This is a genomic window from Congregibacter sp., assembly GCF_965660375.1.
Taxonomy (GTDB): Bacteria; Pseudomonadota; Gammaproteobacteria; order Pseudomonadales; family Halieaceae; genus Congregibacter.
In genome coordinates this window covers 1-12,737 of sequence record NZ_CBFHZO010000101.1, presented here as the reverse complement: position 1 = coordinate 12,737, position 12,737 = coordinate 1, and the positions used below count along the sequence as shown (strand labels likewise).

Sequence of the window (12,737 nt, the reverse complement as noted above, 5' to 3'; positions counted from 1 at the left end):
GCAAAAAAAACCGCGGGGCATTGCTGCCCTGCGGTTCTTGTTTTTCTAACACTTTTATTTCCGCCGTTCAGCGGACCTTGAGTATCAGGCGACGGGTTTAACCGTGCTCATCGCTGTTTGCAGATAATTCTGCATACCGACCTTATCCATCAGGCTGAGCTGGGTTTCGAGCCAGTCGACGTGCTCCTCCTCTGCATTCAGAATACTGACGACGAGATCCCGGGATACATAATCGCCAACGCTCTCGCAGTAGGCCGCCGCATCTTTAAGATCTTTGTGCGCGATGTGTTCGAGCTTAAGATCGCACTCCATCATCTCTTGGGCGTTCTCTCCGATCATCAGCTTGCCGAGGTCCTGGAGATTCGGCAAACCTTCCAGAAACAAAATGCGCTCCACTAGCTGGTCGGCGTGCTTCATTTCGTCGATGGACTCGTGGTACTCGTGATCTGCGAGCTCTACGAGCCCCCAGTCTTTGTACATACGAGCGTGGAGGAAGTACTGGTTAATCGCGACCAGCTCATTGCCGAGGATTCGGTTGAGATGCTCGATGACTGTTGGATCGCCTTTCACTGTGCGGAGCTCCTTGCGTAGTGCTTTTGCATTGGTTTTGGGTAAGTTGTGCGTAACTTTTGCGTCGATTTAACAAACCGTCGCGAAGTTCGATGTTGAATTTGCCGTGTTTGTCGTTTTTGAAAGTGTAGCGGGTTGCAGGGTGGGGGAGCCAGCTGAATTGTCGCTAACACAAATGACTAGCATTTCGAATTCATGGGTACCCGTTGAAGACTCGGAGCCAGCGAGTTCGAAACAATGGGTGAGTCGGCGTGGGGATAGGTAGGGTCGTTTGAGTCGGATATCGGAACAGGAAACGAGCGAGTCTTCTAGGCTGGTGACGCCGCCGAGTAGAACAGTGCCTCGCCGACCTGCGGTACCGTAGGGTTGTCCTGCAGAAGGCTCAGCGCATGATCGGTACAGCCGCCACACTGGCTCGCCACGCCGAGTTCATCGCGGAGGGCTTGAAGCGTGTTAGCTCCCCCGGCTGCTGCGGCGCGAATCTGTTTGTCGGTAATACCGTTGCAGATACAAACGTACATAGGTCTGCGTCTTCTCCTGATCCTGCGTTTACTCCTGTTGCTAAACCTGCTGTCAGCTCAAGGTGAGATAGCAACGTATTTCAAATGAGAATAGTTGTCAATAGTATTTGAAAAGAATTCCAGCCCTCCAGCCTCGGGTATAATTTCCTTTCAATTCCGTGAGACCCTTGTCATGAATGCAGTGACTCCCGCAGAGGTAGGCGCCGAGGTGCGAGAGATGGCGCTGGCTGCGCAGGCCGCCGCGCGGCGGTTGGTCGCATCCACGACGGACGCCCGCAATCAGGCCCTTCTCGGCGCTGCCAACCGCCTTGACGAGCGTCGTCATGAGCTTCGTGAAGCGAATGCTCTGGATATGCAGCGCGCCCGCGAGAGCTCGCTGGACTCCGCACTCCTCGATAGACTGGAGCTCAGCGAGGCGCGCATCGACGCTATGCTCGATGGTCTGCGCCAGGTTGCGGCATTGCCGGATCCCGTGGGTGCCATTCGCGATATGCGCACCCGGCCCTCGGGCATTCGGGTGGGTAAAATGCGGGTGCCCCTGGGAGTGATAGGAATCATCTACGAATCCCGGCCCAATGTAACGGCCGATGCCGCCAGCCTGTGCATCAAGTCAGGCAACGCCGCGATTCTCCGCGGTGGGTCTGAGGCCCTCAATTCCAATGCAGTGATAGCGGCTGCCATGGCGGAGGGTCTCGCTGCCGCGGGGCTGGATGCCGCTGCGGTGCAATTGGTGCAGACGCGGGATCGCGCGGCGGTGGGAGCCCTCCTGGCGCTGGAAGGGCTTATTGACGTGGTTATTCCCCGGGGCGGTAAAAGCCTCGTGGAGCGTATCAGCAGAGAAGCCCGGGTGCCGGTGATCAAGCATCTTGACGGCATCTGTCACGTTTATATTGATGCGAGCGCTGATTTGGAAATGGCACTGGCCATCGCGGTGAACGCCAAGACCCAGCGCTATGGCACCTGCAACACCATGGAAACCCTTCTTTTACACGAACAGGAAGCTCCCGGGCTCCTGCCGTTACTGGCGCGAGCCTTCCGGGACGCGGACGTGGAGCTGCGGGGTTGCGAGCGAACCCTGGGCATTCTTCCCGACGCGGTGCTGGCCACGGAGGCCGACTGGGGCACAGAGTATCTCGCGCCGATTTTGTCTTTGCGCATCGTTGAGAATATCGACGAAGCGATGGCGCACATTGATCGCTACGGCTCGGGACATACAGAAGCCATCGTCACGGCCCACTATCAGCGCTCCCAGCGGTTTCTCCGCGAAGTGGATTCCGCCTCGGTAATAGTGAACGCCTCCACACGTTTCGCCGATGGCTTTGAATACGGTCTCGGTGCGGAGATCGGGATTTCCACGGATAAGCTGCATGCCCGGGGTCCCGTCGGTCTGGAAGGTCTCACCTCGGAGAAGTACGTAGTCCTTGGCGACGGGCAGATCCGGACTTGATAAAAGTATCCAGCGAGACTTTGAGCGAGCCTTCGAAGGAGAGGTCGCCCGGCGGCACGGGTGTCGGGATTTTTGGCGGCACCTTCAACCCCATTCATTTTGGACACCTCCGCTCAGCCCTGGAGCTCCTGGAGTCTCTGTCCCTGAGCGAGTTGCGTTTTATGCCGGCGGGGGAACCGCCTCATCGGGATTCACCGGTTGTCAGCGCGGAAGATCGGGCGGCCATGGTAGAGCGTGCCATCGTCGGTGAGTCACGCTTTATTTGTGACCGGCGGGAATTGGAGCGTGATGGACCATCCTATACGGTGGCAAGTCTTGAAGAACTCCGCGACGAGCTCGGTAAGGATCGCAGTATTTGTCTGATCATGGGCTGTGATGCGCTGCTGGGGCTGCCCCAATGGCACCGTTGGGAGGCGCTTTTGGATCTTGCCCATCTGGTGATTATGGCGCGGCCGGGGTGGGTCTTTCCCGATGACGGTGTGGTCGCGAAGCTCCTTGACGAGCATGGGGGCAGCAGTGATGAGCTCCCTAAGACGCCAGCGGGAAAAATAGTGACGCAGACCCTGCGTCCCCAGGATATCTCGGCCACAAACATCCGCGCCCTGTTACAATCGGGGCTTTCGGCGCGCTATCTCCTTCCCGAGAGCGTGCTTGCATATATCGCTGAACGCGGTCTTTACGCGAAGCAGGAGTAACGGGCCTATCACCCCCAAGAATAAAGCGACAGAAAATTCCGACACGCTGTCAGCGCAGGAGCTCATGAGTCTGGCGACAGAAGCACTGGACGATCTTAAGGGCGTCAATCCGGTCACCCTCGATGTCCGTGATCTCAGCAACGTCATGGACTACCTGATCATCTGCAGCGGCACATCCAGTCGTCACGTCAAATCCCTGGCCGACAACGTGTCCCGCACGGCCAAGGCCGCCGGGCATATGCCCATGGGTGTCGAGGGCGAAGACGCGGGGGAATGGGTGCTGGTGGACCTTGGTGACGTGGTGGTACACGTGATGCAGCCGGCAACGCGGGACTTTTATGACCTCGAACGACTCTGGGTTCAAAGCGCTGCCTCCGCCGACGAAAGCGCGGACAGCGGTCCGGACTGATGCGCGTGAATGTGCACTCGGTGGCCGGCAAGATGCCGCGCTGGGTCGACACAGCCGTTGCTGAGTACACAAAACGTCTTCCCCGGGAGCTGAACCTCCACTGGCGGGAAATTCCACTCGCCGCACGCAGTGCCAATGCCAACGCTCAGCAACTGAAGGAACGCGAGGGCGCCGCTATGCTCAAGGGCGTCCAAAGCGCAGACCACTGCGTGGCGCTGGATGGCCGGGGTAAACCCTGGACGACCGAGCAGCTGGCCAAACAGCTGGAACAGTGGATGATGCAGGGGCAGGATTTGAGTTTGCTGATCGGCGGGCCCGATGGCCTCTCCGACGCTTGCCTGGACGCTGCAAAGCAGCGCTGGTCACTGGGACCGCTCACGCTACCGCATCCTCTTGTAAGGGTGCTTTTGGCTGAGCAGCTGTATCGTGCTTGGACAATCACCATCGGACACCCCTATCATCGCGCCTGACACCCGCGTCAGCTTTGACAAGGAACCATGGCTTCCCGCGTAGTTCTCAAGGACACCCAGCGCGAACAGCGTATTTTCGGCGCCCGCAGCCTGGTGGCTCTCGTTTTCGTTGTGCTCTTGCTCGGCGTGCTTCTGGCGCGCTACTACAGTCTGCAAATCAATGAGTTCGAAGTGTACAGCACCGCTTCCGAGCGCAATCGTGTGCAGCTTCAGCCGCTGCCGCCCAAGCGAGGGCTGATCTACGACCGCAACGGCGTGCTTCTCGCAGATAATCGACCCAGCTACACCCTGTCCCTCATTCTTGAGCGCGTTGAAGATCTGGAGTCGACTCTGGCCAAGCTGGGGGAGCTGGTGGCCATCGAAGACAGCGACCTCGAAAAATTTCGCAGCCGGGCGCGCCAGCGACGACCCTATGATCCCGTGCCCCTGCGCTTTCGTCTCAACGATGTGGAGCAGGCCTACATCGCCGTCAATCGCCATCGTCTGCCTGGGGTCACTGTGGAAGCGCAGCTCCAGCGCTACTACCCCCACGGTGAGCTCTTCGCCCATGCCCTGGGTTATGTAGGCAGGATTAATGCCCAGGAGATGGCAAGCATTGATCAGGCCGAATATCGCGGCACATTCCACATCGGCAAAATCGGTCTCGAGCGTCGCTATGAGGATGAGTTGCATGGCGAAGTGGGTTATCAGACCGTGGAAACAAATGCCCACGGCCGAGTGCTCAGGGTTCTCGAGCGCTTCGACCCCAGTCCCGGTGAGGACCTGATTCTTCACCTTGATTATGACCTTCAGCGCGTCGCCCACGAACAGCTTGCCGGGCAACGGGGCGCGGTGGTTGCCATCGACCCCCTTACGGGGGGCGTGCTGGCGATGGTGAGCACGCCGGCTTTTGACAGCAATCTCTTTGTCAACGGGATCAGCAGTCGTGACTACAATGCCCTGCGGGACTCGCGGGATGTGCCGTTGTTCAACCGGACGGTACAGGGGCAGTACCCCCCGGGATCAACGGTAAAGCCCATGATTGCTATGGCCGGTCTGGAAGCCGGTCTTATCGACCCCGAATTTACCGTGCCGGACCCGGGCTGGTATCGCCTGCCGGGAGACAGCCGGCGTTACCGCGACTGGATCTTGCGTATCCGCGGTACGGGACATGCCCCGGAAGTCGATTTGAAGATGGCGCTGGCAGAGTCCTGCGATGTGTATTTTTATGATCTTGCCCGGCGACTGACCGTTGACGGGATCCACGACTATCTGGATTTCTATGGCCTGGGCCGCCCCACGGGTATCGACACCACTGCGGAGCGCCCGGGCGTACTTCCCTCCACCGATTGGAAACGCGCTTCGCTGGGTCAGCCCTGGTATCCCGGCGAGACCCTGAGTGTGGGTATTGGTCAGGGCTACATGCTGACGACTCCCCTGCAGCTCGCTGTGGCCACCTCGGTGCTTGCTACGCGGGGCGAGCATAGGGAGCCCCGACTGGTGCAGTGGCTGGGTGACGAGGCGCTCGAGGCGCCCATGGTGGAACCCCTGATCGCGGATGGCGCCCACTGGGATGCCGTAGTCGAAGGTATGCGGGAGGTCGTTCATGGCCGCCGGGGCACGGCCAAGGCCATTGCCCGGGGCATGGACTACGAAATGGCGGGAAAAACCGGCACCGCCCAGGTGATTGGTATAGCCCAGGATGCGGTTTACAACGAAGACGAGATTGATGAGCGCCACCGCAACCATGGATTGTTCATCGCATTCGCCCCCCTGGAGGCGCCGACCATTGCGGTCGCGGTGATCGTGGAGAATGGGGGTGGAAGCAGTGCGGCCTACCCCATTGCCCGGGCGGTGGTGGATGCCTGGCTCGACCGGGAGCCCAGCTAGTGTCTGAATACGTCCGCCAGATGCCAGATAACGTGGGGCCGCTCACCCGTCCTCCTGGGGTGGCGACAAAGCTGCACGTCGACGCACCGTTGCTGGTGCTGTTGTCGTTACTCACTGCCTATGGATTGCTCGTTCTCTACAGCGCCTCGGGGCAGAGCATGGATGCGGTGGTGCGTCAGGGCCGCTATTTCCTGCTGGCCTACGTGGTGATGTTTGCCATGGCGCAGTTCAGTCCCGTGCGCTGGTCCCGCTGGTCGCCCTGGGGCTATATGCTGGGCGTCGCTTTTCTGGCGGCAGTGGCAGTTGCCGGTGTGGGAGCCAAGGGCGCCCAACGCTGGCTGGAACTCGGCGGCTTCCGTTTTCAACCCTCGGAGATCATGAAGCTGGCCGTGCCCATGACCATTGCCTGGTATCTGGGTTCCCGGGTGTTGCCGCCGGCGTCCCGTCATATCGCTGTATGTCTTCTGCTCATCGCTATTCCCTGTGGCCTGATCATCCGCCAGCCTGATCTCGGGACCTCCCTGCTAATCGGCGCGTCGGGGTTGTTCGGCATTTTTATGGCAGGTATCAGCTGGCGGTTTATTTTTGGCACGGTACTCGTGGGGATTTTTTCGGCCTGGCCCGCCTGGATGTTCATGCTGGAGGATTATCAGAAGCAGCGGATCCTGACGCTCCTCAATCCCGAGAGCGACAAGCTGGGCGCGGGTTGGAATATTATTCAGTCCAAGACCGCCATCGGCTCCGGCGGCTGGTCGGGTAAGGGTTGGACCCAGGGCACCCAGTCCCAGCTGGATTTTCTTCCCGAAAGCCACACGGATTTTATTATTGCCGTGCTTGCCGAGGAGTTCGGACTCCAGGGTGTGTTGCTGCTTCTGGCTCTGTATATCCTGATACTGCTAAGAACGTTTTGGATCGGACTGAATGCGCAAAGTAGCTACGGTCGCATCCTCTGCGGCAGTATTACGCTGACTTTCTTTGTCTACATCTTTGTTAATATGGGAATGGTCGCGGGGTTGCTTCCCGTCGTCGGTGTACCCCTGCCGCTGGTCAGTGCCGGCGGCACCTCGGTGGTGACCCTTATGGCCGGTTTCGGGCTGCTCATGGCAGTGAGTACAGAGAAGCGGGTGGTGGGGCAATAGACCGTGATCTCTCAACATCCTGTTCCAGCAATAGAGCGCATTGAATGATTCCTGACCTTGGTTTCTCGTTGTCGAAACGCCTGTCTACCGGTGTTACCCATGGCATGCGCAGCGCGATCGCGGGATGTCTCAGTGCACCGATGGTGATGGTGATGGTTATGGTAAGTATGCCTGTGCTGGCAGATTACTCCTCCCATCCCGCTGCTCAGGCTTTGATCGATGAGATGGTGGCCGAAGAGGGGTTTTCCCGGGAGGAGCTTGAGTCCCTGTTTGTGGCAGCGGAAAAACAGCAGAGCATTCTCGATGCTATTTCCCGCCCCGCGGAAAAAACCAAACCCTGGTATGAGTACCGGGAGATCTTTCTCACCGAGCGCCGGGAGCGCGAGGGCATCGAATTTTTCCGCGAGCATCGGGAGGCGCTTTCCCGGGCGCAGGCGGAGACCGGCGTGCCCGCGGAGGTGATCGTCGCCATTATCGGTGTGGAGACCTATTACGGGCGCATTGCCGGCAGTTATGACGTTATCGACGCCTTGGCCACCCTCGCCTTTGACTATCCCAAGCGCTCGCCCTTTTTTACCAGCGAGCTCAAGAACTTTTTGCTTCTGTCCCGGGAGCAGGGGATGGATCCTCTCAGTCTCACGGGGTCCTATGCCGGTGCCATGGGCTACGGACAGTTTATGCCCAGCAGTTACCGCGCCTATGCCATCGACTTCGACGGCGATGAGCGTGCGGACATCTGGAATAACCCCACCGATGCCATAGGTAGCGTGGCGAATTACCTGGCCAGGCACGGCTGGCGTGCCGGCGAGCCTGTGGTCAGCGCGGCAACAGTCACGGGAGCGGTACCGAAGGAGGCTTTTGAAGGCGGACTCAAGCCCGGGCAAACGGTGCAGGACTTTATCGCCATGGGTCTTGCGCCAGAGCAGCAGTTGGACCCCCAGGCGAACGCGACGGCGATGCGCTTTGAGCTCGCCGATGGCTACGAGCACTGGCTGGGCCTGCAAAACCTCTACGTCATCACCCGCTACAACCATTCCGCCATGTATGCCATGAGCGTGTTTTTGTTGAGCCAGGGCATTGCCGCAGGCGTGCAGCCATGACGCGGGGGAGCGCAGCGCTCTTCCTCCTGGTCGCCGTCGCGTCCACCGCGCTCATTGGCTGCTCCGGCTCCGACCCCAAAGTGGCCTGGGAGGGTGATGGCGCCCCCGTGAGCGACCTTGCGCCCGACGATGTGGTTGATGCGGTTCCCCGCCCAGACCCCATTCTTCGCGCCGGAAATACCTCGCCCTATAGCATCGATGGCGTGGAGTATCGGGTGTTGCCCACTGCCGAGGGCTATAGCGAAAAGGGTATTGCCAGTTGGTACGGAACCAAGTTTCATGGCAATAAAACGGCCAATGGTGAGGTGTACGACCTTTATCTACCCACCGCCGCTCACCGCAGTCTCCCCATACCCAGCTATGCCACGGTGACCAACCTCTGGAATGGCCGACAGGTAGTTGTGCGCATCAACGACCGGGGCCCCTTTCACCCCGACCGGCTCATTGATTTGAGTTACGCGGCGGCGGTAAAACTGGGCTTTGTCGACAAGGGCACCACCGAGGTTCGTGTGGAGACCATTGCACTGGCCGGCGTGGATGATCTTCGCGACAGTGAAACCGGACAATATCGCTATCTTCAACTGGGGGCTTTTGCCAACGCGGCGACCGCAGAGGGGCTTCGCGACTCGGTGGCGGCAATGGTAAGCGCTCCTGTCAGCGTTACCCCCGTGGATGCGGGAGGGCAGCGCCTTCACCGGGTCCGCGTAGGTCCGGTCGCCGACGGCGAACAACTGCGCTATCTCCGGGACATGTTAATGACCCGGGGCTTTTCGCCGGGTTTGGCGCTGCCATGATCTGTGCTCCTGGGCCCGGGTCTCCGGGAGTTCTGACCCTGAGGATTTTTCAGTAGTGAGCGCTTGCGGTACCATGTTCCGCCTCTCAATCCCGATTTGATCTTTATGCCAACAACGACCTCTCGCTTCAGCGCCATTACCGCTTGTCTGACCCTAGTGCTGGCTGCGTTTACTGCGGCGGTGTCCGCGCAGAATATCGTCCCTGCTCCGCCGGAGGTTGCAGCCCGGGCCTACCTGCTGGTGGATGCCAACAGCGGTGCGGTGCTCGTGGAATCCAACGCCGATGAGCAGTTGCCGCCTGCGAGCCTCACAAAGTTAATGACGGCCTATGTGCTGGCGTCGGAGATTGAGGCGGGGCGCGTCAGTCGTGACGACCAGGTCACCGTGAGCCGTAACGCCTGGTCCCAGAACCCGGTCTTCAATGGCTCGTCGCTGATGTGGATCGAACCGCGCAAGCCCGTGACCATCGGTCAGCTGGAGCAGGGCGTTGTAATCTCCTCCGGTAACGACGCGACTGTGGCCGTGGCGGAGCATATTGCAGGAAGCGAGGCCGCTTTTGCCGACCTGATGAACAAGCATGCGGGAGAGCTGGGGCTCAATGGTACCTATTTTGCCAATTCCCACGGTCTCCCTCATCCACAGCATCTGACCACGGCGCGGGATCTCGCAACGCTGGCCAAGAACATCATCAAGCGTTTTCCCGAGCACTATGAGGTCTATAGCCAGCGCGATTACACCTATAACGACATCAAGCAATACAACCGCAACAAGCTCCTTGGCGAGGACCCCTCCGTCGATGGCCTGAAAACCGGTTACACCCGGGAGGCGGGGTACGGACTGGTGGCCTCTGCAGAGCGCAACGGGATGCGGCTCATCTCCGTAGTGATGGGCACGGATAGTACCCGTGCCAGGGCGCGGGAGACCCGCAGTCTGCTGAACTACGGCTTCCGCTTTTACGAGACCGACGTGATGGTGGCCGGCGCCGAAGAACTGGAAAAGCCGCGGATATGGAAGGGTGTGACCGACTATGTACCCGTGGGCATCGCCGAAGATGTGGTGATGACCCTTCCCCGGGGCAAGCGTTCCAACCTCGTGCGGGAACTGGTGCTTATGGATCCTATCTCCGCGCCCCTGGCTGTGGGCGATGCCGTCGGTGAATTGACCCTCACGCTGGATGGCGAAGTGCTTCAGCAGATTCCCCTGGTGGCTTTGGAGCCCGTGGAAGCGGCCGGTTTCTTCGCGCGGATCTGGGACATGATTCTCATGTGGCTGGCGCAGCTTTTCGGTGGCTGAGCTCATTACAGGTAAAGGCGCCGGAACGGGTGCGGATGGTGCGGTTGGTGCGGAAGGCCAGGAGCCACCCAAGATAGAGTTTCCCTGTGACTACCCGGTAAAAGTTCTGGGTCGTAACGTGGAGGAGTTTCGCCCCCTGGTGCTCGAGATCGTTGAGCGCCATGCTCCTGGTTTTGATGAGGCCACCATTACCCTGCGCGATAGTCGCAAGGGTAATTTTCTGTCTCTGACGGTCACGATCACCGCTACGGGTCCCGAACAGCTGGAGGCGCTTCATCAGGACCTTCGCGCGACGGGCCTCGTACAGATGGTGTTGTGAGCGCCGACACTGTTCCCAAGCTGTGCATTCGCCGCCTGGGAGAATGCGACTATCAGCAGACACTGGACGACATGCGCAGCTTTACTGATGCGCGAAGCAAAGAAACCCCCGATGAACTCTGGCTCCTTCAGCACCCCCGGGTATTTACCCAGGGTCTGGCGGGGCGGGCAGAGCATCTCCTCGCACCGGGAGATATTCCCGTGGTACCGGTGGATCGCGGGGGGCAGGTAACCTATCACGGTCCCGGACAGTGGGTCGTCTATCTCCTTGTGGATTTGCGGCGTCGACATCTTGGCGTCCGCGCTCTGGTGGATCTTATTGAGCAATCCATCGTCGCAACGCTGGCGCGTTTTGGCATTGTGTCGGCTCCGGATCCCAAAGCCCCCGGGGTTTATGTCAACGGGCAGAAAATAGCGTCGTTGGGTTTACGGGTGCGCCGTGGCTGCAGTTATCACGGTCTGTCCCTCAACGGTGATATGGATCTGGAACCTTTCAAGCGCATCAATCCCTGCGGTTACGAAGGGCTGGAGGTCACGTCGCTGCGTACCCTGCTGGGAGATGATTGCCCCTCCATAGAGAGCGTTGGCGATGCCTTACTCCAGGCTTTGGAGAGTCGCCTCCCCCCGCTGTGACGTTTTGTCCGCAACGCGGCATCGGCTATTATGCGCGCCCTCAACGTTCCTGTATTGGGACGAAAAAGCGCTTGCATTGGCGCGGCAAACGATAACGGACTCTCCATGACGGATCCCAGGCCTTTGACGGGCACAGACGCAGACAGCGACAGAGATAAGGACGTTTCTACAAGCGCTCTGGCGACCCAGGTAGCCCGCAGGCGCACCTTTGCCATCATCTCTCACCCGGATGCGGGAAAAACCACCATCACCGAGAAGCTATTGCTTCTGGGGAGCGCGATCTCCGTTGCCGGCAGTGTCAAAGGTAAGAAAGGCCCCCATGCCACCTCTGACTGGATGAGCATGGAGCAGGAGCGGGGCATCTCCGTGACGTCGTCGGTTATGCAGTTCCCCTATCACGATCGCATTGTGAACCTGCTGGACACGCCCGGACACGAGGATTTTTCCGAGGACACCTACCGTACGCTCACAGCGGTGGATTCCGCCTTGATGGTGATTGACGGCGCAAAGGGTGTGGAGGATCGCACCATCAAGCTCATGAACGTCTGTCGCTTGCGAGATACGCCCATTATCAGCTTCGTGAACAAACTCGACCGGCCGACGCGGGACCCCATAGAACTGCTTGATGAGATTGAAGAGGTGCTGGGCATAGCGGCGGCGCCAGTGAACTGGCCCATGGGCATGGGAGAGCACTTTTTGGGTGTCTACAACCTCTACACCGATACTCTCCACTGCTTTGAGCGCGGTCACAACGCCGTGTTGCCGCCGGATACGCGTATCCAGGGCTTGGATTCGGATGAGGCCCGGCAGTTGCTCGGTGACGAGTACGATGATTTTATTGACGAGATTGAGCTGGTGAAGGGCGCCAGCCACCAGTTTGAGCTTGAAAAGTTTCTTGCCGGTAAGCTCTCGCCGGTGTTTTTTGGCACGGCCCTGGGTAATTTTGGCGTGCGGGAAATGCTCGATAACTTTGTCCAGTGGGCACCCCCGCCGCAGGGTCGAGGCAGTAATGAGCGTGAGGTTGAGGCGAGCGAACGCAGCTTCAGCGGCTTTGTCTTCAAGATTCAGGCAAACATGGATCCCCGGCATCGCGATCGCATTGCGTTTATGCGCGTCTGCTCCGGTCGCTACGAAAAAGGCATGAAGATGCGCCACGTGCGCATGGCAAAAGATATCAAGATCGCCGATGCGGTGACCTTCAAGGCCGGAGAACGGGTGCTGGTGGAGGAGGCTATCGCGGGGGACATCATCGGTCTTCACAACCACGGCACCATTCAGATCGGCGACACCTTTACTGATGGCGAAGATCTGGGCTTCACGGGCATTCCTCACTTCGCGCCGGAGCTATTCCGACGCATTCGCCTGCGCGATCCCATGAAATCCAAACAGTTACAAAAGGGGCTGCAGCAGCTTTCTGAGGAGGGATCCACGCAGGTATTTGCTCCTATCAGCTCGACGGATCTTATCGTGGGTGCCGTG

Annotated in this window: 14 protein-coding genes; 12 read left to right on the top strand and 2 right to left on the bottom strand. The window is 59.3% G+C overall.

Annotated elements, in window-relative coordinates; genetic code table 11:
- Positions 1 to 84: 84 nt before the first annotated feature.
- On the bottom strand, positions 85 to 570 hold the full coding sequence (bfr, locus tag ACTG3T_RS09820; RefSeq protein ID WP_439102090.1) for a bacterioferritin: 486 nt from the start codon (positions 568 to 570) through the stop codon (positions 85 to 87).
- Positions 571 to 878: 308 nt separating this feature from the next.
- Entirely contained in the window at positions 879 to 1,091 is a 213-nt protein-coding gene (locus ACTG3T_RS09815) for a bacterioferritin-associated ferredoxin (RefSeq protein WP_439102089.1), read from the bottom strand.
- A 172-nt stretch (positions 1,092 to 1,263) separates the two neighbouring features.
- Between ACTG3T_RS09815 and ACTG3T_RS09810 the strand changes: the two genes are divergently transcribed.
- The 12 genes from ACTG3T_RS09810 to ACTG3T_RS09755 form a co-directional block, all read left to right on the top strand.
- Positions 1,264 to 2,538 (top strand): glutamate-5-semialdehyde dehydrogenase, encoded by a 1,275-nt coding sequence (locus tag ACTG3T_RS09810; RefSeq protein ID WP_439102088.1) that lies wholly within the window; start codon positions 1,264 to 1,266, stop codon positions 2,536 to 2,538.
- On the top strand, positions 2,535 to 3,233 hold the full coding sequence (nadD, locus tag ACTG3T_RS09805; RefSeq protein WP_439102087.1) for a nicotinate-nucleotide adenylyltransferase: 699 nt from the start codon (positions 2,535 to 2,537) through the stop codon (positions 3,231 to 3,233). Before ACTG3T_RS09810 ends, nadD begins: the two co-directional genes overlap by 4 nt.
- Positions 3,234 to 3,297: 64 nt before the next feature.
- Positions 3,298 to 3,642, top strand: coding sequence for a ribosome silencing factor (gene rsfS, locus ACTG3T_RS09800; protein WP_439102086.1), 345 nt, complete (start codon positions 3,298 to 3,300; stop codon positions 3,640 to 3,642).
- The gene (rlmH, locus tag ACTG3T_RS09795) at positions 3,642 to 4,112 is read left to right on the top strand and encodes a 23S rRNA (pseudouridine(1915)-N(3))-methyltransferase RlmH (RefSeq protein ID WP_439102085.1); all 471 of its coding nucleotides are present in this window, start codon (positions 3,642 to 3,644) and stop codon (positions 4,110 to 4,112) included. The genes rsfS and rlmH overlap by 1 nt, the downstream gene beginning before the upstream one ends.
- Positions 4,113 to 4,139: 27 nt before the next feature.
- Positions 4,140 to 5,981 (top strand): penicillin-binding protein 2, encoded by a 1,842-nt coding sequence (gene mrdA, locus ACTG3T_RS09790; protein WP_439102084.1) that lies wholly within the window; start codon positions 4,140 to 4,142, stop codon positions 5,979 to 5,981.
- Complete coding sequence (gene rodA, locus ACTG3T_RS09785; RefSeq protein ID WP_439102083.1) at positions 5,981 to 7,120, top strand: rod shape-determining protein RodA; 1,140 nt, start codon at positions 5,981 to 5,983, stop codon at positions 7,118 to 7,120. The genes mrdA and rodA overlap by 1 nt, the downstream gene beginning before the upstream one ends.
- Before the next feature lie 140 nt (positions 7,121 to 7,260).
- The gene (gene mltB, locus ACTG3T_RS09780) at positions 7,261 to 8,220 is read left to right on the top strand and encodes a lytic murein transglycosylase B (RefSeq protein WP_439102118.1); all 960 of its coding nucleotides are present in this window, start codon (positions 7,261 to 7,263) and stop codon (positions 8,218 to 8,220) included.
- Positions 8,217 to 9,014: a septal ring lytic transglycosylase RlpA family protein gene (locus tag ACTG3T_RS09775; protein WP_439102082.1), complete on the top strand. Its 798-nt coding sequence runs from the start codon at positions 8,217 to 8,219 to the stop codon at positions 9,012 to 9,014. Before mltB ends, ACTG3T_RS09775 begins: the two co-directional genes overlap by 4 nt.
- Before the next feature lie 105 nt (positions 9,015 to 9,119).
- Positions 9,120 to 10,307 carry a D-alanyl-D-alanine carboxypeptidase family protein gene (locus ACTG3T_RS09770; protein WP_439102081.1) on the top strand — a complete coding sequence of 396 codons (1,188 nt, stop codon included), beginning with the start codon at positions 9,120 to 9,122 and terminating at the stop codon, positions 10,305 to 10,307.
- Positions 10,300 to 10,626, top strand: coding sequence for a YbeD family protein (locus ACTG3T_RS09765; RefSeq protein WP_439102080.1), 327 nt, complete (start codon positions 10,300 to 10,302; stop codon positions 10,624 to 10,626). The genes ACTG3T_RS09770 and ACTG3T_RS09765 overlap by 8 nt, the downstream gene beginning before the upstream one ends.
- 71 nt (positions 10,627 to 10,697) lie before the next feature.
- Complete coding sequence (gene lipB, locus ACTG3T_RS09760) at positions 10,698 to 11,258, top strand: lipoyl(octanoyl) transferase LipB (RefSeq protein WP_439102117.1); 561 nt, start codon at positions 10,698 to 10,700, stop codon at positions 11,256 to 11,258.
- A 105-nt stretch (positions 11,259 to 11,363) separates the two neighbouring features.
- Positions 11,364 to 12,737: peptide chain release factor 3 (locus ACTG3T_RS09755; protein ID WP_439102116.1), on the top strand; the 1,374-nt coding region annotated here is incomplete at its 3' end.

What these genes read in the sequence shown, in the direction of transcription:
- ACTG3T_RS09815 (WP_439102089.1), bottom strand. Translation starts at nt 1,091, where the DNA reads ATGTACGTTTGTATCTGCAACGGTATTACCGACAAACAGATTCGCGCC.
- ACTG3T_RS09810 (WP_439102088.1), top strand. Translation starts at nt 1,264, where the DNA reads ATGAATGCAGTGACTCCCGCAGAGGTAGGCGCCGAGGTGCGAGAGATG.
- rsfS (WP_439102086.1), top strand. Translation starts at nt 3,298, where the DNA reads ATGAGTCTGGCGACAGAAGCACTGGACGATCTTAAGGGCGTCAATCCG.
- rlmH (WP_439102085.1), top strand. Translation starts at nt 3,642, where the DNA reads ATGCGCGTGAATGTGCACTCGGTGGCCGGCAAGATGCCGCGCTGGGTC.
- mrdA (WP_439102084.1), top strand. Translation starts at nt 4,140, where the DNA reads ATGGCTTCCCGCGTAGTTCTCAAGGACACCCAGCGCGAACAGCGTATT.
- mltB (WP_439102118.1), top strand. Translation starts at nt 7,261, where the DNA reads ATGGTGATGGTGATGGTTATGGTAAGTATGCCTGTGCTGGCAGATTAC.
- ACTG3T_RS09775 (WP_439102082.1), top strand. Translation starts at nt 8,217, where the DNA reads ATGACGCGGGGGAGCGCAGCGCTCTTCCTCCTGGTCGCCGTCGCGTCC.
- ACTG3T_RS09770 (WP_439102081.1), top strand. Translation starts at nt 9,120, where the DNA reads ATGCCAACAACGACCTCTCGCTTCAGCGCCATTACCGCTTGTCTGACC.
- lipB (WP_439102117.1), top strand. Translation starts at nt 10,698, where the DNA reads ATGCGCAGCTTTACTGATGCGCGAAGCAAAGAAACCCCCGATGAACTC.